Source organism: Gimesia maris, assembly GCF_008298035.1.
Classification (GTDB): domain Bacteria; phylum Planctomycetota; class Planctomycetia; order Planctomycetales; family Planctomycetaceae; genus Gimesia; species Gimesia maris.
Map to the genome: position 1 here is coordinate 4,823,578 of NZ_CP042910.1, position 21,503 is coordinate 4,845,080.

The 21,503-nt window shown below is 47.4% G+C and carries 15 protein-coding genes and 1 tRNA gene; 5 read left to right on the forward strand and 11 right to left on the reverse strand.

Annotated elements, in window-relative coordinates:
• Positions 1-38 precede the first annotated feature (38 nt).
• Positions 39-1,100, forward strand: coding sequence for a dihydrodipicolinate synthase family protein (locus GmarT_RS17665; protein WP_002645603.1), 1,062 nt, complete (start codon positions 39-41; stop codon positions 1,098-1,100).
• Here the strand turns inward: GmarT_RS17665 and GmarT_RS17670 are convergent, their stop codons facing one another.
• Entirely contained in the window at positions 1,101-2,300 is a 1,200-nt protein-coding gene (locus tag GmarT_RS17670; protein WP_044237221.1) for a VCBS repeat-containing protein, read from the reverse strand.
• 259 nt (positions 2,301-2,559) lie between these two features.
• Here GmarT_RS17670 and GmarT_RS17675 point away from each other — a divergent pair, with 259 nt between their 5' ends.
• The 3 genes from GmarT_RS17675 (at position 2,560) to GmarT_RS17685 (ending at position 5,900) form a co-directional block, all read left to right on the forward strand.
• Positions 2,560-2,943 (forward strand): GlsB/YeaQ/YmgE family stress response membrane protein, encoded by a 384-nt coding sequence (locus GmarT_RS17675; RefSeq protein ID WP_002645601.1) that lies wholly within the window; start codon positions 2,560-2,562, stop codon positions 2,941-2,943.
• Between the two features lie 267 nt (positions 2,944-3,210).
• Positions 3,211-3,294 (forward strand) — tRNA-Leu (locus GmarT_RS17680).
• Between the two features lie 611 nt (positions 3,295-3,905).
• A complete protein-coding gene (locus GmarT_RS17685) occupies positions 3,906-5,900 on the forward strand; it encodes a PAS domain-containing sensor histidine kinase (protein WP_002645597.1) in 1,995 nt (664 codons plus the stop codon).
• Here GmarT_RS17685 and GmarT_RS17690 read toward each other — a convergent pair.
• Entirely contained in the window at positions 5,889-7,595 is a 1,707-nt protein-coding gene (locus GmarT_RS17690) for an ATP-binding protein (protein WP_002645596.1), read from the reverse strand. The two genes, GmarT_RS17685 and GmarT_RS17690, sit on opposite strands and share 12 nt — an antisense overlap.
• Positions 7,596-8,057: 462 nt before the next feature.
• Positions 8,058-8,708 (reverse strand): response regulator transcription factor, encoded by a 651-nt coding sequence (locus tag GmarT_RS17695; RefSeq protein WP_002645594.1) that lies wholly within the window; start codon positions 8,706-8,708, stop codon positions 8,058-8,060.
• Between the two features lie 825 nt (positions 8,709-9,533).
• On the opposite strand from GmarT_RS17695, the gene GmarT_RS17700 reads away from it, so the two are divergent.
• The gene (locus GmarT_RS17700; protein ID WP_002645593.1) at positions 9,534-10,148 is read left to right on the forward strand and encodes a response regulator; all 615 of its coding nucleotides are present in this window, start codon (positions 9,534-9,536) and stop codon (positions 10,146-10,148) included.
• Between the two features lie 21 nt (positions 10,149-10,169).
• Here GmarT_RS17700 and GmarT_RS17705 read toward each other — a convergent pair whose 3' ends face one another.
• From GmarT_RS17705 to GmarT_RS17740, 8 genes are all read right to left on the reverse strand, one after another.
• Positions 10,170-11,201: a nucleoside hydrolase gene (locus GmarT_RS17705; protein ID WP_002645592.1), complete on the reverse strand. Its 1,032-nt coding sequence runs from the start codon at positions 11,199-11,201 to the stop codon at positions 10,170-10,172.
• Positions 11,202-11,282: 81 nt separating this feature from the next.
• Positions 11,283-12,068 carry a 3-keto-disaccharide hydrolase gene (locus GmarT_RS17710; protein WP_002645591.1) on the reverse strand — a complete coding sequence of 262 codons (786 nt, stop codon included), beginning with the start codon at positions 12,066-12,068 and terminating at the stop codon, positions 11,283-11,285.
• 44 nt (positions 12,069-12,112) lie between these two features.
• The gene (locus GmarT_RS17715) at positions 12,113-13,528 is read right to left on the reverse strand and encodes a neutral/alkaline non-lysosomal ceramidase N-terminal domain-containing protein (RefSeq protein ID WP_002645590.1); all 1,416 of its coding nucleotides are present in this window, start codon (positions 13,526-13,528) and stop codon (positions 12,113-12,115) included.
• Between the two features lie 29 nt (positions 13,529-13,557).
• Positions 13,558-14,898: a sulfatase-like hydrolase/transferase gene (locus GmarT_RS17720; protein WP_052301239.1), complete on the reverse strand. Its 1,341-nt coding sequence runs from the start codon at positions 14,896-14,898 to the stop codon at positions 13,558-13,560.
• Positions 14,899-15,058: 160 nt separating this feature from the next.
• Positions 15,059-16,357 (reverse strand): DUF1501 domain-containing protein, encoded by a 1,299-nt coding sequence (locus GmarT_RS17725; RefSeq protein ID WP_044237126.1) that lies wholly within the window; start codon positions 16,355-16,357, stop codon positions 15,059-15,061.
• 45 nt (positions 16,358-16,402) lie between these two features.
• Positions 16,403-19,642, reverse strand: coding sequence for a DUF1549 domain-containing protein (locus GmarT_RS17730; protein ID WP_002645587.1), 3,240 nt, complete (start codon positions 19,640-19,642; stop codon positions 16,403-16,405).
• Between the two features lie 158 nt (positions 19,643-19,800).
• The gene (locus GmarT_RS17735) at positions 19,801-20,568 is read right to left on the reverse strand and encodes a 3-hydroxybutyrate dehydrogenase (protein ID WP_002645586.1); all 768 of its coding nucleotides are present in this window, start codon (positions 20,566-20,568) and stop codon (positions 19,801-19,803) included.
• Positions 20,568-21,503, reverse strand: a complete 936-nt coding sequence (locus GmarT_RS17740) for a 3-hydroxyacyl-CoA dehydrogenase NAD-binding domain-containing protein (RefSeq protein ID WP_002645585.1) — start codon at positions 21,501-21,503, stop codon at positions 20,568-20,570. Before GmarT_RS17740 ends, GmarT_RS17735 begins: the two co-directional genes overlap by 1 nt.

Below are 21,503 nucleotides of genomic sequence, written 5' to 3' on the forward strand. Positions count from 1 at the left end.
GTTGTCTCGAATACTCGGTGAAACAGGAAACTTTTAACGTGAACTCTTCACAAATTCTCAAAACACTGCAGCAGGGAACCGCAATCCCCGCTCATCCCCTGGCATTGACTGCATCCCGAAAACTGGACGAACGACGACAAAGGGCACTCTCGCGTTACTATATTGCCAGCGGTGTCGGCGGTCTGGCCGTCGGCGTGCATACCACACAGTTTGAAATTCGCAATCCCGGCATTGATCTGTATCAGCCCGTCCTGGAACTGGCAGCCGAGGAAATGAACCGGGCTGATAAACACCGCGATCAACATCTGCTGCGTGTCGCCGGGATTTGTGGTAATACGAAACAGGCCACCAGCGAAGCGGCTATCGCGCGTGAAGCCGGCTATCATTTCGGATTGCTTAGTCTGTCTGCATTAAAAGATGTTGACGAAGAGACGCTGATTCAACATTGTCACGCCGTTTCAGAAGTCATTCCCGTATTCGGCTTCTATCTGCAACCCGATGTTGGCGGACGACTGTTACCTTATTCCTTCTGGCGTCGCTTCTGTGAAATCGAAAATGTCGCTGCGATCAAAATGGCGCCTTTCAATCGTTACCATACTCTGGATGTCATTCGAGCGGTTGTTGAATCGGGCCGCGACGAGATCGCTTTATATACCGGCAACGATGACAACATCGTACTCGATCTGGTTACACCTTTCCGTTTCAACTCTGAGGGAAAACAGGTTGAAAGACGGATCGCAGGCGGCCTGCTTGGTCATTGGGCTGTCTGGACCAGTAAAGCCGTGGAGATCCTCAAAGAATGCCAGCAGGTCGCAGAAGCGAATTCGGAGATTCCGCTCTCAATTATACACCGCAATACAGAAGTCACAGACTGTAACGCCGTGCTGTTTGACGTCGCCAATCGTTTCCAGGGTTGTATCCCCGGTATTCACGAAGTATTGCGACGTCAGGGCCTGCTGGAAGGAACCTGGTGCCTGGATACCGACGAGGTTATGGGGTCCGGTCAGTTGGAAGAAATCGACCGCATCTATGCAGCTTACCCGCATCTGAACGACGACGAGTTTGTTGCGGCACACCGGGACGACTGGCTCAGTGGCTGATTATTCCGCTGTATTCAGAAACAGAAAGGTTCCCAGTTTGGAGGCAGTCAGAATATCAGTTCTCCCATCCTGGTTGACATCGGAAGCTTCAATCTGCACGCCAATGCCTGACCAGTCATCGACCAGGTGAGGAACATAGCTGACTTTACCACCCTCGCTGCGTTGCAGTTGAAACCAGTAAACCACAGGTGCTTCCGCGGGTTCGATATCTCTGTTCGGACCATGAGCCCACCTTCGTTTACCGGTCACAACATCTTGCAGACCATCATCGTCAATGTCAGCTAAAGCGAGAGCATGTGGCTGAGTGAATGCGGCACCATACTGCTTCAATTCACTGCGATCACCCATGATTTTATGCATTATAAAAGTGATTTGCGCATCCTTCTGCTGTTGTTCAAACCAGGCCAGTCCCCAGCCGTGGGCATCTATGCTGGAGATGACATCGTTGTCACCATCTCCATCAACATCATAGACCAGCATCTGTGCTCCCCCTTTCTCTTTTGAAAACAGAAAAGGATGAAACTTCCAGTCTACAGCTCGCTGCGCCGAATTTTCAAACCAGCCATCATTAATCACGATGTCAATTGCCCCATCTCCATTCAGGTCGCCGACACCCGTTCCATGATAGAATCGGTTCCATTCCCGTGGCGGGCCAACAGCATGAAAACGCCAGGGTTTCTCAGGAGCACTCCAGTCAGGTGCCAACCACCCCCAGTGATTATTCCAATGACAGATCAGTTCCGGTTTTTGATCTCCGGTCACATCGACCAGGAGCGGTGACTCACCCTGAACGCGTTCGAACACGAAATGTTTTTTCCAGTCCCCGTTTTCCATACGCGGATTTTCGTACCAGTATGCTTTGTGTAGATGCACGCGTCCCAGTACCAGAATATCATCCCAGCCATCCATATTGAAATCGTATACAAACTCCAGCATGCAGTTACTGGGGCTATCAGCGGGTGGCCAGGATACCGGTTCGTAAAAACTGTGCTTTTTCTCGAAAGAGGGACCTGCATACCAGTAAGGACCGGCTACGATATCGCGCTGCCCGTCATGCTTGAAATCGCCACTTGTGATTCCATCCGCGAAATATTTATCAGTCAGAATTTTTTTCTGAAATTCAGCGCCTTGCGTCAGCGATGTAAAGACAGTCAGAGCAGTAAAAGCACTCAATACAAGAAACTGATTAACTCGTTTCATTAATTCATTTACCCGGACGCGAAGAATGTAGTCTGTCAGATACTCCAGATCGATCAAGCATTTCGAAATCCGTATTCCAACTCTACAAAACTTTAATCAAAAATCAAATCGATCGTTCATTACCCAAGTTTCAGACCGGGATTGACGATAATGATAAAAGTGAGTAATAAAAGTCTCCTCTCCGCTACCGAATCACCACCATCGACTCATCACCCTAAATCATATCTCGATAAGCACTTATCGACGAAGGACCGTCATAATGTTTGATGACAATACCAGTCGAATTCTTCAGGAAGCCGTAAACGAAATGTTAGTCTGGGTAGGTTTTGGAACCTTGGTCGGTCTGGCCGCCAAAGCGATTATGCCCGGAAAAGATCCCGGTGGCGCTGTGAGCACCATGTTGATGGGCATCGGCGGCAGTGTTGTCGGCTGTGGCACACTGATGTTTTTCTGGGACGGTGCCAAGGTCACGCCGATCAGCACGTTTGGTTTTATTGCAGCAACAGGCGGCGCATTTGTGCTCCTCTTTTTCTACAGACTCCTCTCAGGTTCTTTCTTTGCAGAAGCCGAAGATGGTGAACGCTGGCTGCACCGTCGTCGCCGACGTCGCCGTGCAAGAGGTCTGGCTGACGAAACTTATTAAGAAGTAGCCGATTCAAACTCCTGAATTCCTATTAGAAACAGAAATCTCTTCCTGCAGGAACGAGTTGAACAGCACCTGTGAACTTCGTTCAACCCGATTCACAGTGATCCAGCTGAAATCGAACTTGAGCCACAAACTCAAGACACCAACACTAAAGCAGCAGACCGCCGAATAAAAATATCATCAATGGCGGGGAATTGGCGTGTTTTTTTGAGTTAAACTAGGTTGACCCCCATAAATCAAAACACTATAAACACTTATATTCATGGCCGAGTGGCGGAATGGCAGACGCACGGGACTTAAAATCCCGGGTCCGTAAAGGGCGTGCGGGTTCGAGTCCCGCCTCGGCTATCTCTTTCTGAGATCCCTCTCACAGAATTATGCTGCCAGGAACAGATCTACTGATTTATTATCAGTCGCTCTTTCGTCAGTGCATTTTTCTATGCGATCCAGATCCTCTCTCGGGTCTCAAATCCCTTAATGAAATTGACTGAGGGTCCTGCCCGGTATTCCTTGATTTGACCTGGATTGATTTGCATTACATCAGATTTGTGACTGATTCAGATGGAATGATCCAACTGAATTTGTATCGTCAATCTGACATTCATGTCCAAGAGTAAACCGGGGTTTATCAATTTTCAGAAAATGGACATAATAGCACATCTCTGTCCGCTTTATGGATACTGAACAATTACTCGAGTTTGAGACGCATGTAATCAGAATCATCAGACAATCAAACAACACTCAGGTGCAATACACTTGATGCGCCAGGACCAGTTTGTATCCATTCCCGGTTATCGAATGGCATTTGTCTTGGAGAATCTGCCAGTTCAGATGCTAATCTCAATCCAAGATCCATTTAGAAATCCGCCTGCGTTATTTTCGTTTGAATTCCACGATTATTCAATCTGAAATTCAAAGACTGACACACTCGATAATCTATCCGAGGCGCGAGATCCGGCATGGACACCCCAACAGAACAGAAGAGCTTACAGAGATCCAGTCATTTCATTTCCAATCCTGCACCACTCACGCAGTTTAATGAAAACAGCAAGCGGGAAGCTCTGATCCACAGGCTGCCCGAAAAGCAACTGCCACTTTCGTCACAACACACTCAGAACAGATTTGGCAACCTGTTTGCCTTTGAGGGTGTCTTTTCGATAGAAGGTATCATTCTCGAACTAAATCGTGTCCCCCTGGAAACGAGTCAGTTTAAAACATCAGATGTAATTGGAAAATCATTCTGGGAAACATACTGGTGGTCATATTCCTCCGAGGTGCAGCAGTCTCTCAAACAGGCGTTTCGGAAAGCAGCACAGGGAGAGGTCATCCGCTTCGAGACAAAAGTGCAACTTTCAGAATCCAGAATGATGGATCTGGATATTACGTTTGAGCCATACTATGACAAAGCGGGAAAGGTCTGCCAGATTCTCGGCTCTGCTGTCGATATTACTGACCGGCTGATTGCAGAAAAAAGAGTGACCAGATTGACAGCGCAAATTGAAGCGATGTTGCAGGTCAAGCCTGACCTGTTCTTCCACATGAGTATTGACGGAACCATAGTCGGCGATGTCAGTGGAAAACTGAATGATTTTCTGCTTCCGACAAAAGTACTGCATCAGAAGCAGATCTGTGATCTGTTTCCGGATTCCGTAGGCTCCCAGTTTGAACTGGCAATTGACCAGTTAATCCAGACTCAGAAAGCTGCCGAGTTTGAGTATACACTGCAATCTGATCTGTGTACGCACTGGTTTCAAGCGAGATTGCTTCCGTATCTGCCGGAGGAAGTCCTGGTCATCATCCAGGATATTTCAGAGCGAAGGAAAACTGAAATAGAAGTGAACCGCGTTCATTCAAGATTACATGAAGCTCAACGGTTAGCGCATATCGGCAGTTGGGAATGGGATCCTCAGAATGACACCCTCTGGTGGTCGGAAGAAGTTTATCGCATTTTGAAACTGCCTGAGTCGGAACACCAGCCAGACTATCATTCCTTTCTGCAGATTATTCATGAGGAAGACCGGGATTTAGTCTCACGAGTCATCGTCAACACATTAAAGAACGACCTACCATTCAGCATCGAACATCGGATTATCAGACCGAACGGTGAAATCCGCTATGTACATCAACAGGCGGCACTCAAATACCTGCCTGGCCACTCAACATCATTGATGTACGGTACGATTCAGGATATCACAAAAAAACACGAAACTGACCGGATGGTTCAGGAATACCGGGACGAACTCGCTCATGTGTCCCGCCTCTCTGTGATGGGGGAACTTGCTGCAGGTCTTTCGCATGAGTTGAATCAGCCCCTGACTGCGATTGCCAATTACAGTACTGCCATCAAAGCCTTACTCGAGCAGGGGAAAGATATTTCTGAGTTGGTTGATAAAGTGATCCAACAGTCGCTGCGATCCGGGGAATTCGTTCAGCGATTGCGATCACTGGTCAAAAAACGAAAGCAGCAAAGGTTTCTGTTTAATATACACTCTAGTATCCGAACGGCGATACAATTAATCAGCTACCAGATTCACTTAAAGCAGATAGAGATTCAATCACTGGCCGAAAATCATTTCATCATGGTTTATGCAGATCAGGTCCAGATTGAGCAGGTACTGGTCAATCTGCTGAAGAATGCGGTTGAGGCCATGGCGCACAGCCCGTCTCCAAGAATCCTGACGATTTCTACGGCCGCAGTCGAACGCAATGTGATTCAGGTTTCTATCAAGGATACAGGCCCCGGGATCCCGGCTGACCTTGAAGAAAGGTTATTCACTCCGTTCACGACAACCAAAAAGGATGGGGTCGGTATCGGACTTTCACTCAGCCACTCACTCATCGATGCATCCGGTGGAAAATTGTGGTATACCCCCAATCCCGAGGGAGGCGCGATTTTCCATCTGTCACTACCTGCGTTTCAGCCTCATCAGGACCACGCAGACTCAACGGCTTGAAGCAGTTTCAGTAGTATTCTGTAATTCCGGTAGAGCTGTCAGATAACGGGAAACCATTTCAGACAGGACATTAAACTTGACTGGTTTCCCCAGATAGTCACTACAACCTGCCGCGATACATTTTTCCCGATCCGTAATTAAAGTGTGCGCGGTAATTGCAATTACAGGAATCGGGTTATTCTGACTCCTGAGAAACCGAGTCGCTTCGTAACCATCCATGACTGGCATCTGCATGTCCATCAGAATGAGATCGTACAGTTCCCCCTGCCCCTCTGCCTGCTGGATTTTCTCAATCGCTTCTCTACCATTCGAAGCAGTCACGACTTCCAACTGCATTTTTGCCAGCATATAACTGAAGAGAGTGCGAATTTCCTGAGTGTCATCAACCAGCAATACCCTGCCTTTTTCGGCTGTTGAGTTTCCCCCTCTTCTTGCATCAGTTGATGTGAGCGACAGCGTTTTTTGATTGTCGAGATCCAGCCGTCTACCTGATTGCTGAATCTCAGAAGTTTTATTACCTGCATTCAATGTAACAGAAAATATACTTCCCTGGTTCACAGTTGATTGAACAGACAACTTTCCGCCCAGCAACTGCACCAGTTTCTGGCTCAAAGTTAATCCCAGTCCTGTACCACTATAAGGTCGCGACATAGAGCTGTCTGCCTGGGTAAAAGGATCAAAAATACGTTTCAGATTATCCTTTGAAATACCAATTCCGGTATCAGCCACATTAAACTGCAGCAGTCGCTCGAAATTCGACCGATTAAACGTTCTTATTTCAATACGAACGAAGCCGTTATTTGTAAATTTGACCGCATTACTCACCAGATTATTCAGGACCTGCTTCAGCCGTATCGGATCAGACTGAATTGTTTCGGGAATTGACTCATGAATATTGGTAAGCAGTCGTAGTCCCTTTTGAACTGCTTTCGGTCGATGTAAAGCAATCACCTCTTGCACGATTTGCAAAGGAAAGCACGCTTCTGTTTTCAGTTCACACTGCCCCAGTTCGATTTTTGAGATATCCAGAATATCGTTTATCACCTGCAGAAGATGGTCACCATTTCTCTGGATGGTCTCTATCAGATCGTGTTGCTCAGCTTGAATTACTGATTCTTTCAGTACTTCTGAATATCCGATGATCGCGGTCATCGGTGTTCGAATCTCATGGCTCATATTCGACAGAAACTCATTTTTCACCTGGTTAGCCTGTTCAACCATGTTGAGTGCTGATTTGAGTTCGAATTCTTTACGCTTCAGTTCCCGTCGAGTCAGCTTCAGACGTTCCAGATATTCAGTCTGCTGGTCCTGGAGCCGAAACCGCTCCGATTTGTCACGGAAAATACCGATGAATTGACTGCCTTCGCACGAATCTTCCAGTTGATGGAGTATTAACTCAAAAAGACTACAGGACTGGTCTTTACGTTTAACAACAAGTTCACAAACGGCAGAATTACCAGAGACCACACACTCTGATATACAATGCAGACACGGCTTACGGGATGCTTCTGTCAGCAGTTCATAGATGTTCTTTCCAGAAATCTCCTCAGTGTTCCATCCCCAGGCTGATTCGATGGAAGGGCTCGCCATCAGAATCCTGCCTTCTTCGGTCATCGTGATAACCACATCTACACAGAATTTCAGGATCTGCTGAGAAAAGTAATTTTTACAATATGCGGTTTGTCTGGAACTCATGCCTGGCCCTTATTTGTCGGTAATACTGCGCCTCTCTACTTTTGGATTTTTCCCCTTTTAAAAAATATGTTTTAAATCATACAATGTTGTGTTCACTGAATCGATCACACCTTGTTCATAACACCAGTATGTTTTTTTATCGACTGATAAGACCCTCTCAATTGATGGGGGATTCCCCCCATTGCAGCTTCAAGCATTTGGATTTATGCCTCTTTGCTGAAACTGGTAACGATTCACCGCTAAAACCCAGACTGGAATAGATCAAAGTGGATCCCATTTAGGCTGAGTGTGTCTCGTTCTACAATTCTTGTCCGAGATGCCCTGAAGAAGCTCAAGAAATTCTGGACGCAAGCTAACAGTCTGAAACCAATTCATAACGCGAAGATTAAGTTTGCGGAATGGGGTAAATTATTCCGTAAACAGAGCCTTGGGAAGGGATTGAGTAACTTTGAAGTTACAACCTTATTGAGGTGAGTCAGATGCATCATTTTTTCGATAGCCGGGCATATCTTTAATCTTATAAAGAATATGTACGATATCAGTGGTACTGGAAACACCTAATTTATTGAGTACATTCGCCTTGTGCTTTTCCATCGTCCGATAACTGATCGTCATGGAGTTCGCAATCTGTTTACCGGAATGTCCTTCTGCGATCAGATGAAAGACCTGTTTTTCTCGACGGGTGAGACCATCATACAACTGCAGATATTGTATGCCGTTATCACCAGTCTCATCAGTTCTCTGATTCCAGATTGTCCGCGCCGTTTCTACTGCCTGAATACACTTATTTTTGGCAAATGGCTTTTCCAGATATTCGCAGGCCCCCTGCTTAACTGCTGAGACTGCTTTTTCAATATCCCCATAAGCACTCATTATAATTACCGGAAAACGAATCTGACGCTTGTCTAATAACTGCATTGCTTCGATACCAGAGATTTCCGGCATGATCAGATCAATCAGCACACAACCTGGCGTTTCAAGATCATTGGATTCCAGAAAAGAAAAAACACTGTTAAACGGTTTGACTGTGTAGCCGGAAGTTCGCAACAGATAGGCAATTGAATCTAAAACATCAGGATCATCGTCTATGATGTAAACATAAAATTCCGTCATTTGGCCCTCAAATGTATTGCAATCTGATAATAAATATTTTGATGCTGTATAAAAATATTTAGTGATACGACTCAAAGAGAATAAGGTTCGTTTCAAACCACTTTACATACTTCCGCATCATCTTATCTTTTAAAGATTTGGCTTAGATTGTTTAAGCATGACAATTCACCTTAAACACTTTCGCCAAAAGGAGATAATCTCGATACTCTTCAGGGAGATCAAGCAGTACCTATTGTCCGTAGGCATTCATTTGTATGAAATGATGGACACACACCAGTAGTACACACAGGTTGTATCCACTAAGAGGGGATTCAGTGGAAAGGTAATGCAAACTCAATTAGAAAAAAGGGAATCATCAGTAAAAAATGACTAGAGTGTATCACATTTAATCATCGCGTCTCTTGATCTATTATACTGGATCCTAATGGGACCTGGAGGCGCTACAGTTAAATAGGATACAGTCTTAAGTGTCTGATAACGTTGATTCTAAATATTCACAGGCTCACTGTTTAAAGGCTTTCAATCAAAAATCGTCTCAGCTTACAGTCAATTCTGATCGAGTGATTTCCTGAAACGACACAGTGATCTCTGCCTATCCCCGTTTTAATTGTCTTCAACCCACAAGTAGAACACCCACTATACGCATTCCACCTCTTCTACTCTAATTTAACACCTCATTCAACATTGAGGTGAATACAGTGCAATAAATTGGGTAATTTCCCCCATTTTTATTTTTTTTCGAGAAGGCGATACAAGATTATGTGAACTTCTTTCAAATCAGATGGCTATCGCGATCGATTCTTAAATTCACATCAGGATAGAACCATGAAAATTTTGATTGTCGACGAAATCGGATTCATCCGTCAGAGTCTGAACCAGAAGCTGGGACTCCATCACTTCGAGACCGTCTCAGCAGAAAGTGGAGAAGAAGCCCTGCTGATCTTGAAGACAGATTTCTCGATAGATGCTGTCCTGACAAGTCTGTTTCTACCGACAATGAATGCCCTGGATTTATACAAGGCGGCCGCCAAGATCGAACGGTTTAATGATGAAGGAGTAATTCCACCGCTGAATTTTTATCTGATGGTGACAAAAGAACATGGCACGTCTTCACCTAAAATGAAGCAATTAACACGTGAGGCTTTGGCACTCGGATTTAAAGACCTCCTGGTCAAACCCATCGACACTGAATTGCTCGTAACAAAATTAAAAAATTCGGCTACAGTAGAGAGTGAAGAGGTCAGTACTGGTCAGGCGGTAACTGTCTCCTCACAGATAGATAACCCCGAGGAAGATAAACACAGCTCTCGGCCCGTAAATACAAATAATCGAATTGATCAACTCAAAGAAATGCAAAATAGTCTGCACGCACTCAAAAAAGAGATGTGTGATTCCATTGATACATTACTGGAAGAAGTCAGTCGAAATTCTCTACAGTAAGCATTCAAGCCTGAGGCACTGTTACTTGAGTTTTCGAGACACTGGAGGCTGACTGACCAGGCTTCGTAACGCCTCTTTCACCTGCACCGCCTGCAGGGGATTCATTTTTAAATAGCGATCCCGCCCCTGCTTCGCTGGATGAAAACTCAAAAACCCATCATCGTCGACAGTCACTTTTCCGGGTTCGGACAGATCAAAATAACCATCGTGCGGACGAACGGCATACAACACACTCGTTAAGTCCCAACTGGGACGATCGTGTTCTGGACCACTATGCAGCAGATACGCTTCACGTACAATGTGATGTTCTATGTAATTAAAGTCCCGGGCAATACTCTCGCGTGGATACCGCACGGCAATACCGATTTCAAAACCACTCCAGACGACAGGTGTACTCTGAGGCCACTGGCGAACAAATCGCTGCATGGATTGAATTCCATTACGCACGTTTGCTTCCAGAAAATGCATGTTTCCATCAATCGGTTCAAATGCACCTGCCATCACAGAGACCAGTTTGACTTTTTTTCTGATCAATTCAGGACCAGAAAGCGGGCTGATTTCATCCGCCTTCGATTCTACCAGATCAGCCAGATTTGCTGCTAAACCGACCTGAATAATCACTACGGAACCGTCAGTTGACGCCGCTAGCGTTTTACGCAGTAGCTTGACCGCATCCGGGAGTTGTTGATTCGAACTGATATCATGCGGATAACGGCTCCGGTTCCCCTGCTTTTCTTTGATGAGCTTCAGATAACGGCTTTCTCGTTTCTGGGCATCGCGAGTCACTCCAATGGGAATATCACCTCGCCCGTAAAAAGTATTCGTCGCGTCTGTAAATGGTCCCGTCAGCGGATTGACTTTAGAAATGGTAACCGCCAGCAGATCGCATTCCCCTCGATCCGCCAGAGTGTGTAACATGGCCAGAGCCAGTACATCATCGACATCGCCAGTGATATCTGTATCAAAAATCACCTGCACCGGCTCAACCGCCGACGCAAGCCTGGTTGTCAATAACACGAGAATACAGAATCCACCTAAACGCTTCCAGAACATGAAAATCAGCTTCCTATATTGTAATACTGAGAATCAGATTATGTGATCACATCACTTGGTTGAAATAATTTCAGCAAACCTTTATTTCTTTTTCTGTTGTTGCCGCGCACGTTTCTCCATGATCTGCTGTAATTTCCGTTGTTCCGCAGCCATTACTGTATCAGACAATTCTGCCGGCTTCACATCACTACGTTTCAGTTTCTCAGAGTCAGAGATGCTCCGCATTTTAATACCGCGATACCAGACTGGATCACCATGGTCCTGCAGAGACAGTTTCGCGCCCCGATCAGCCAGATCCCCTCCCCGATTCGCCAGCAGTTCGACATGCCAGGCATAGCGCGGGTCAGTATAATCCAGATCGATTACTTTTTCCCCATTCAACCAGTGTTGAATGACAGTTCCCTGGCAGACAATTCGTCCCGTATTCCAATCCCCCACAGGACGTGTCGCATCGTGTGATGGAGGCAGACAAAAATAGATGGAAGCAGCACTGGTACGAGGATTCTTACCATCCACATGTTTGTTGTTATCCAGTATCTGATATTCATACTGACCGGGACGGTAATACACACCGCTGTTGCTGCCTTCCCCGACCTTCCATTCAAACTTCAATTCAAAATTGTCGGGCACATGCTCCGTTTCATAAACCAGGCTCCCCCCTTTACCGGCACGTGAAATGATGCCATCTTCGACTTTCCAGTTTCCACTGTGCTGCCAGCCTGAAAGATCCTTGCCGTTAAACAAGAGCTTGAATCCCTGCAGCTGTTCCTGTTCCGACAACTGATTTGGCTCAGAAGTACAACCGGTCTGGTGGAACTGCAGTAAAACCAGACATCCCAGACAGATGAGCGCAATCTGCTTTTTCATATTTTGACCTCGGTATTTTATATTGGATGATTACAAAATTGAATTCAGTCTGAAATCTGATTCAGCATCTGAAAGATCTGCTGATTGATTTTGGTTGAGGCATCCACTTCCAGATAACTCCAGCTTGATCTCCAGGTCTCGTACCCCTGCAGTACGTGTTGCTCCGGAGTGGGAAGATAACCGTTATAGCCGTTTGCCAGCGCAATAACAAAAGTTGGTTTAAGCGGGCTTTTCTGTTTTATCTCCAGACCGATCTCCGCAAATACTTCACAGGGTATCGCTACGATTCCCAACTCGCCGATTCGCAGTGCCTGCAGTTTGATATTCACGGTACCGGGCCCTTTATCAATATTGACTGTTTCCCTGGCATAGACTTCGTTGGTGGTTAAGCGGTCGGGGTCTTTGGCGGCAGCTAACAGTTTTTTAGCATACTCCAGCTCTCCCTGATCCGGTTTACGAATCCCCAGATCCAGAGTCCGTTCCTGCAGGACAATTTCTGCATCACTTCGATACTTTAGATCTTTTACCGCATCATATGTTTTATCAGCAATCACAGACGCCACGGCAATCACGCGTTCAAAAGCCGCCGCACGGGGACGAGGTTCCCTGAAATTATAGTTATTGATATCTCCACTCGTGCCATTCGACATAATGCCCACAAAAGTTTCGTCTCCTCCCAACCTCTTTTTGATCTGACGGGCAAATTCTCCAAAATAATCGGCAGAGAGCTGATTCGGCGGAATTCCCCCCACATAATGCAGGGAATAATTTGCCAGCAACGCGAGAGGTCGTCCTTCGGCAGTCTGAACCGAAAGAAAGGAAATCGCCGGATCAATGGGACCAGCTGGCTTGATGAGAATATCGCTTCCACGTGGGGGATTCATTCGGACTTTGTCGGTCATCTTTCCAAAGGGATTAGGTTGGATCTCCCCTTCTTTGACATACCACCGCCGATTATTCACTTCTGCTGGTTCCTGTGCAACTCCCCAGGCGATTTGAGCCGGTTCCAGGCGGGCATGCGCGTTGACGATGGACTGGGCAATTCCTTCTGTCAGAAACTGCACGTATTCCGGACTGGGGTGGCATTGTGCCAGAGGAACGGAAGTCGGAGCGGTATGCGTATGAGTAGCTGAAGTCAGCATATTGCTGGCGGGAATACCGGTCTTGAGAGATGCCTGCTGCTTGGCGGCATCGAATATCTCGCGGGAAATCAGGCAGATGTCACAAACAACAAAAGCAATACTGGTATCACCACTCTTTAAAACCAGAGCTCGAGCATGCAATGGATCATGCGCAGACTGCGCCTTTCGATCCTGAAAGCTCCCTGTCATTGAGACGGGAAAGCTTCGCGGTGTAATATCGTATTTCGCCGCTCCCGCCTGTAATGAATCCGAAGCCGCTTTGGCTTTCAGCTGGCAAACAGGTAACAGTAAAAAGATCAAGAATATGAAACGCAGCATGTTTGGTTCTCCTGCCAGCAGTTTACGATTTATTTTTCAGGTTGAGTTGTTGCGGTTTTCTGCACATCTGACTTCCAGGCAGCGAGTGCAGATTGCATTTGCTGAACTCGTTGTGGCTGGTTGTCAGCCAGATTTTTTGATTCTGACATATCTCGAGTGAGATCATACAACTCAATCGGTTCTTTACGAGTCTGATTCAGAACCAGTTTCCAATGCCCCTGTCGCATTGCAGATTTGCCATTGTATTCCCAGAATATCTGGCGGGGCACAAGTGATTTCCGGTCTTTTAATAATGAAACCAGACTGACCCCATCCAGCTTGTGTCCCGCAGGGATTTTCGCATTTGCCAATTCCAGAATGGTAGGCATCAAGTCGATACTGATGACGGGCTCATCACACACCGTTCCCTCAGGAATCCGCCCAGGCCAGCAGGCAATCGCTGGCACACGATGCCCCCCTTCCCAGAGACTGCCTTTGAAACCACGCAGCTTTCCGTTCGAACCATTCTTGTTAGCACCATTATCGGACAGAAAGAAAATGAATGTTTTTTCAGTCAGGTTCACTTCTTTTAAGACATCGACTATTTGTCCGATGCCTTTATCCATCTCGGTATTCATCTCACGGTAGGCATTCGCGATATCTTTTCGTTTCGCAGACTTGATATCGCCGCCCCCCTCTTTGCGCATCGGTTGATCATGGGGTCCCTGATAGGGAGAATGCACGGCTTCATGTGCGATATAGACAAAAAATGGTTTTTCTTGTTGCTGACGAATAAACTCCAGGGCATGATCATTGATCAGATGCGTCACATACCCCTGCTCTTCACGGTTCAACTCAGCGTTATGCCACCAGTCAAATACTCCGGTCCCATCCAGATGGGCAAAATAGTCAACATTCCCGCTCACGTACCCCACGAACTGCTGAAACCCACGAAATGTCGGATTGTACTGTCTTTGATAACCCAGATGCCATTTGCCAAACATGCCTGTCTGGTAACCCGCATCCTGCAGGCATTGTGCCAGCGTGATTTCATTTTTCTGCAAACCATGATGTCGGTTCTTCTTCGGGTTCGCATAGACCACTCCATCAATCCCGGCTCTCTGTTGATAGCGGCCAGTCAGCAAGCCTGCTCGTGTGGGACTGCAGACTGCTCCGCTGGAATGAAAATCAGTAAATCTGATACCATTGGCAGCCAGCCGATCCAGATGAGGGGTATTGCAATTCTGACTCCCGTAACAGCTCAGGTCGCCATACCCTAAATCGTCAGCCATAATCAATACGATATTAGGTTTCGATATCGCGTCTGCAGCAGATAAAAGAGCAGGCAGCAATGTATACACCGATAGAGCGATGATCAGAGTTCTTATCACGGAGCGGCCTCGTACACAGGAGAATCCGATGCAATACAGGAAAGATTCAGCATCAGCTTAGATTCACGAATTCGTATCACCTTATTAGACCGCAGGCTGTGATACAAATCAATCATAACCATCAGGAGAGCTGAAATTGAAATCTCTGTCCCAGATGGGTTCAGGCAAACAATTCCTGCATGACTCGACCGTGGGGGACCAGCATCGTGGGACGGCCGGTATTGGTGAAGTACTCCATCAGTGGGTCGATCCCCAGGCTGTGATAGATTGTCGCAGCGATATCATCGGGCTTGATCTCAGTACCTTCATCAGGCGCATCTCCAGCTTTGGTTGTTCCACCGATGAACTGACCTGGTCTGATTCCAGCCCCCGTCATCAGACACCAGTTCACGCGCGGATAATGATCGCGACCTGCATTGACATTGATTTTAGGTGTGCGGCCGAACTCGCCCATAATTACAATCAGGGTTCGTTCCAGTAACCCTTTCTGCTTCAACATTTCCAGTCCCGCCGTCATTCCACCATCCAATGCAGGTAATAACCGACGATGACCGGCGAAGTTTTCTGTATGCGTATCCCAGCCAGCATAGGTGACCGTCACAAAAGGCACACCATATTCAATCAGGCGACACCCCAGAAAGACAGACTGGTTAAATTCATCGGGTGTAAACAGGTTACGAATCGACTTTGATTCCTGTTCCACATCGAAAGCTGTCCGTGCCCGTTTTGAAGTGATCATGTTATATGCCTGTGAGCCGAACTGGTCTAATGCTTCCAGCAACTGGCTCTCGGTCGCTTCGTTTTTAAAACGTCGGTTCAGTTTATCGAGCAACTGCTGTCTCTGATTGACCTTTTCCAGCGTGAGACCTTCAGGTAGAGAAATTCCTCGAACCTGAAAAGGCTGTCCCGGTCGCGGAACAGTGTTGGTTTTAAAGGGCGCATATGCATCCCCCATATAGCCGGCATTCCATTCGGTTTTGGGAATCGCCACATAACCCGGAAGGTCCGGCTTACTTGAGATTTCCTTACTGACCACCGAACCGAGTGAGGGATAAATCAACGCGGGTACCGGTCGATTCCCCGTAGAAATCCAGGATTGCCCCTGGGGATGAGCACCCGCCGAATGAGAGATGCCTCGAATCAAAGTAAACTGATCCGCTTTCGCCGCATACCTGGGCATGTACTCACAGACATTAAATCCGGAAAGACACGTCTGAATGGATTGAAACTCTCCTTGCGTCTCACTCGGCGCATCAGGTTTCCTGTCCAGCGTATCCAGATGCGAAACACCTCCCGCCAGATTCAGGAACAGGACAGCATCCGCTTTTCTGGTCTTCGAAACCGCAGACTCAGCATTGGCTGCCGTCAACTTCATAAATCCCGGCAACGATAATCCAAGCCCTCCCAGAAATCCAATCTGTAATGCGCTGCGTCTACTGATTTCCTGTTGATTCATCATCTTTGCTCTCTCCGGGAACGATCTTTTCCCATCTGTCTCACTGAATTAATGATTGGTAATGAATTCCTGAGTATTGAGTAACACCCACAAGAGGTCATGCAAACCTTCCTGAACTGTTTCCGTTTTTTGCAAATGCTTCAGGCTTTCTTTCCATTCTGATTCTTCCGGTAATCGAGAAAGCGTGCGCAGATACGCCTCTGTGACCAGCATTCCCTGTTCAGACTGTGTGAATGATTTTCCCTTCAGTTCCATCAGCCAGCTGTCGGAACGTGTAAGGTGGCCCAGCATTTCCGAATCATTACGCACATACAGCGACTGCAGGAGTGTCGGTTCATCCTGACGTTCGCAATCACAATTGGTAGTTCGTAAAGGTTTTCCAAAAACCAGCAGAGAAAAATCAATAGCACGGGTCTGATAGGAAAGCGGATGCTGTGTAATTTTACGCCGATCTGTGTGGGTCGCCAGTTTTGCCAACTGTTTCTCACTGGCTGTAGCCTGCAGAATGGCATCGATGGCAACTTCCGCCGGCAGGCGTCTCAGTACCGCGTGACTGAAATTACGCGTATCCTTTCGATTCGTCAGATGCGGCCGCCAGCTGAGCTGATAGGTGCGGCTGTTGGCAATCGTCCGATGCAGCCACTTCATATCATATCCACTCTTAATGAACCCATTCACCAGATAATCAAGCAGTGCCTTATTGCTGGGCGGATTCGCTTGATTCAGATCGTCCGGTGGATTGATAATACCGACATTGAAATAGTGAGCCCAGATCCGGTTCACAAATGCTTTGGCAAAATAGTGATTCGGTTCGTTCAGCATCCACTGCATCAACAGCTCTCGTGGATCATTGCTCTCACTGATATCAATTTCCTCTCCCCCCAGCAGTTTGGCAACCTGTTTTTCAGTTTTGGCAGGTTCAATATAAACCTCGCGCCAGGGAATTGATCGTCCTTCCGCTGCGATTCGTAAATAACTCTGTCTCCGTAACGCAGCTGTATTCAATTTCACGGGAACCCCCAGCATATTCCGCGTCTGCTCATGCAGCACAGCTGCATCTGGGGGCACGCCAAATTTAATCCGGGTAAAGAATTCGGTAAAGAGTTCGAAATCCTGCTTCGACCATTCATCGAACGGATGTTTATGGCATTGCGCACAATCCAGCCGCATTCCCAGGAAGGTATAACCAAAGGCCAGCGCTTTATCTGAGGGAACCGTCATATTCCCCCGCGCCCAATAGTGTGGCATAGTGTTATCCAGCGCAGTAAAGTCGGCCCGATCTTTAATACTGGTAAACTCACTCTGCTGGGCCATGAATTCTTCAAAGGTCTGTCCGGGCAGTCGGCTGGTTCCCAAGATGATACCGGAGACGATTTGATCCCAGCCGATGTTGTCCTCTACGCGCCTCTGAATCCAGGCGTTCCATTGACCGGCAACCGGTTGTGCCATTTCGGTCCCGCCAAGATATCCGGCATTACTCCCCGTGAGATCGGAGAGTTTCATACTCCACCACGCGACATACGCAGGACGCTCAAGCAGTTCCTCGATTTTTTGCGCTCGTTTTTCTGTAGACGTATCCTTGAGGAACTCTCGTATTTCATCTGGTGCAGGCAGCGTACCTGTCATATCCAGGCTGACACGTCTGAGAAATTCTTCATCTGTGCACAACTCCGATGGCTGAATTCCGAGCTTACGCAACTTGTTGATGACATGCTGATCCACTTTGGTCGGCGTCGGTACATCGGGATATTGATTGTCTTCATACTTCTTAACAGGCAGAATGACCTGAGTTGAAAAGATGCCGTTGTCATAATAGGAAATGACGTACGTATCCCCGGGACCCCGGGAGTGAATGATTCCCTCCGGAGTGACTGCAGCCACACTATCATCTTTGGATTCAAATCGGGTCAGGCAGGTCACATCTTCACGAGTGCCATCCGACCAGACCGCGATGGCATTGAGGGAGACTGCCTCTCCTTTTTCAGAAAAAACGACCTGCTGCGGCGTCACATCCAGACGAATAAACCGGGGGGAGTTTTTCTCATTTTTATTTGCCCCAGCTTTGATCCACTCTCGTAACAGACTCTGTTCCCAGCCACCCGGCGGCAGTCGTACGCCCCCTTCATGTTCGTCTTCCGAAGTGGGCTTGTTCAACACCAGGCTCTGTTCAGGGTGTGCTTTGTCAATCCGTTTCAGCAGGTTGTCGTGATCCAGTTTGAAATCGTAGCCAAACATCGACAGTTGAAAACCACCACGTCCCTGAAACGATCCATGGCAGTTCCGACTGTTACACCCCAGTCGTCCCAGCAGCGGAATGACATGCTGCTGGAAATCAGGCTTGAGTTTTTCACCGGCTGAGATACGTTCCTGAATGGGAGGTAAAACAGCTTTCAACTGAATGGAATCTGATCCAGCAAATAAGACAGGTGTGGTTGAAGCATCTGACTTCTCACCAGTAAATATGTTCGTCTTTTCCAAGTTCCTTTTGAGTTGTTGAATAGAGGATTCACCCAGTCCCGTATATTGGATCTCCAGACCTTTCAGTTGAGTCAAACCCGATAATGCATCCACTACAACTGGCTGTAATTTCGTTCGATTCAGCGACAGGTGCTCAAGGCTCTCTAATGTATTCAATGCTGACAATTGCGAACCTGTGATTGCGGTCCGTGCAAGATAGAGAATTTTCAGTTGTTTCAGTTCCGTAAGCGATTTCAATCCGGCATCGCTTACTTGCGTTCCGGACAGAAACAGCACTTCCAGATTATTCAGATCTGCCAGCGTCTGCATTCCCTGGTCGGTTACATTCAAATTTCGCAAGGAAAGCACCTTGAGTTGCTTCAGGGAAGATAAATGCTGTAGACCGGCATCGGTGACTTTCGTATTGTCCAGATAAAGCCGCTCCAGTTTGTTGAGTTTCTTCAGACAACTCAAACCCGAATCACCAACCGCTGATTCGGAGAGCATCAGGGTATCAAGGTTCGTCAGATCTCGAATATACAGGAGAGCTTCATCACCCAGATGAGGACAGACCATTGCCAGATAGTCGAGTCGAGGGAATTGTTCCAGTTGGTTCAATGCTTCAAGTGTGACATGCGGTTTGCTTAACCGGACGAGACGAGCGCTACCATCTTTATTTGTCTGCAGATTCGTACAGAATCGCCGTAGTCCTTCCACTGCCAGCTGTTCGGGAGTTCTGGCTTCAACGGGAGCAACCTTCTCCGCCGGAAATACCGGCTGCGTAAAAATAACCGCGAACAAGGCCAGGAGAAACCACCGTCGGACCAGCATCTCTCACCTCTTTGAAATGGAATTCCAACAGGTAACCAATTGAGCCGCTTACATAAACACACCTTAATACGTCAACCCTGTCTAAGCAATGTTAAATAAATGACTTATCGGCTGATTTTCGTGATTTCGGACCGCCTTTGCTTGAACACGCCCCCGAATTATTGAGCAGTCCAACCGCCATCAACGGTCCAGCAGGCACCGGTGATTGACTTCGCCTGATCAGAGCACAGATAAGAGACCATCGCAGCAACTTCAGCAGGTTCGATCATTTTCCCGGTCGCAGACGCTTTCAGAAAGACCTGACTTTCGACCTGTTCTGCACTGATTCCCAGTGACTCTGCCTGCGCAGCGATCTGCTGTTCGACGAGTGGTGTCCTGACGTACGCGGGACAAATGACATTCGCAGTAATCTGAAACGGCCCTCCTTCCAGAGCCGTCGATTTTGTGAGACCTACCAGACCATGTTTCGCCGCGATATAACCAGCTTTATTGAGCGACGCTACCTGGGAGTGGATCGAACCCATATTAATAACGCGGCCCCACCCCTGCTGCTTCATGCCGGGTAGGACATATTTCGTTAATAGAAACGGCGCGGTCAGCATGACCTGCAGCATGTTTTCCCATACACTTTCCGGAAAATCCTCCAACGGGGCCACATGCTGAAATCCCGCATTGTTGACCAGAATGTCAATCGATCCGAATTCTTTCATAGTTTGTTCAACCAGTGACTGACAATCAGCCGCTTGGGACAGATCTATGGAAATGAACCGTGTTCGTTGATCTTCCGCACTGAGGCTCGCCAGATAGTCTGGTTCATTCCGATCAGCAATCACCACATGACAACCTTCTCGAAACAAAGTCTGGGCAATTTCGGCACCAATACCACTCGCGGCTCCTGTAATCAAAGCAGTTCGAGGTAAAGACATCACTTCTCCTCACTAATAATCTGTTGAATGCGGGCCAGTTTCTCATCTCGCCAGGCAGCCCATTCATTACGGTTTTTCTGATTCAGATATGACTGTGTTCCGGAAACTGCCTTCGACTTTGCGGATTCGGGGATACTTGTCCAGTTTTGCATATCCTCCCAGTATGCTTCAAAAGAAGCCCCGATCGTATCGATAAACTTCTGATATCCGCCTGCCCCACCGCCGAGTTCATAAATCAGATGCTGGCCCATCAGCGCCCACCGCAGACCGGGTCCTTTGCAAAGTGCAGCATCAATGTCTTCTACACTGGCGACCCCCGCATCCAGCAGTGAGAGTGATTCCCTCCAGACCGCCGCCGCCAGTCGATTGGCAATGTGTCCAGGGACTTCCCTGTTCAGGATTACGGGATGTTTTCCCAGTCCCTGAAAAAATTCTTTGACTGTTTCCATTGTTTCAGTAGCAGTCTGTTCGCCGGGAACGAGTTCCACCAGCGGGATCAGATGCGGCGGATTGAAAGGATGCGCGATCAATGCCCGTCCGGGATGCTGCATCACCGTCTGCATCCGCGTCATCAACAATCCTGAAGAACTGCTACCCAGAATTGCTGCTTCTGGAGCATACTGCTCGAATTGCTGATAGACGTCTGCTTTAATTTCATAATCTTCAATCACCGATTCCTGCACATATTCCACGTCAGTCAGCAGTTCCGCCAGAGAATCAACGACATTCAGCTTCTCCTCTGCTGTTGCAGCATCCTTGCGAGAAATCAGTTCCAGATCTGCCAGACGTTGCAGATTTTGTACAGACAGCTCCTGCGCCTGCTGTTTGACGGTGTTATTCACATCAAAGATGCGAACTCTCAGCCCCTGGGCTGCAAAAAAAGTAGCCCAACTGGCACCAATCAATCCAGCTCCTAGAATTCCGATTTCCTGCAT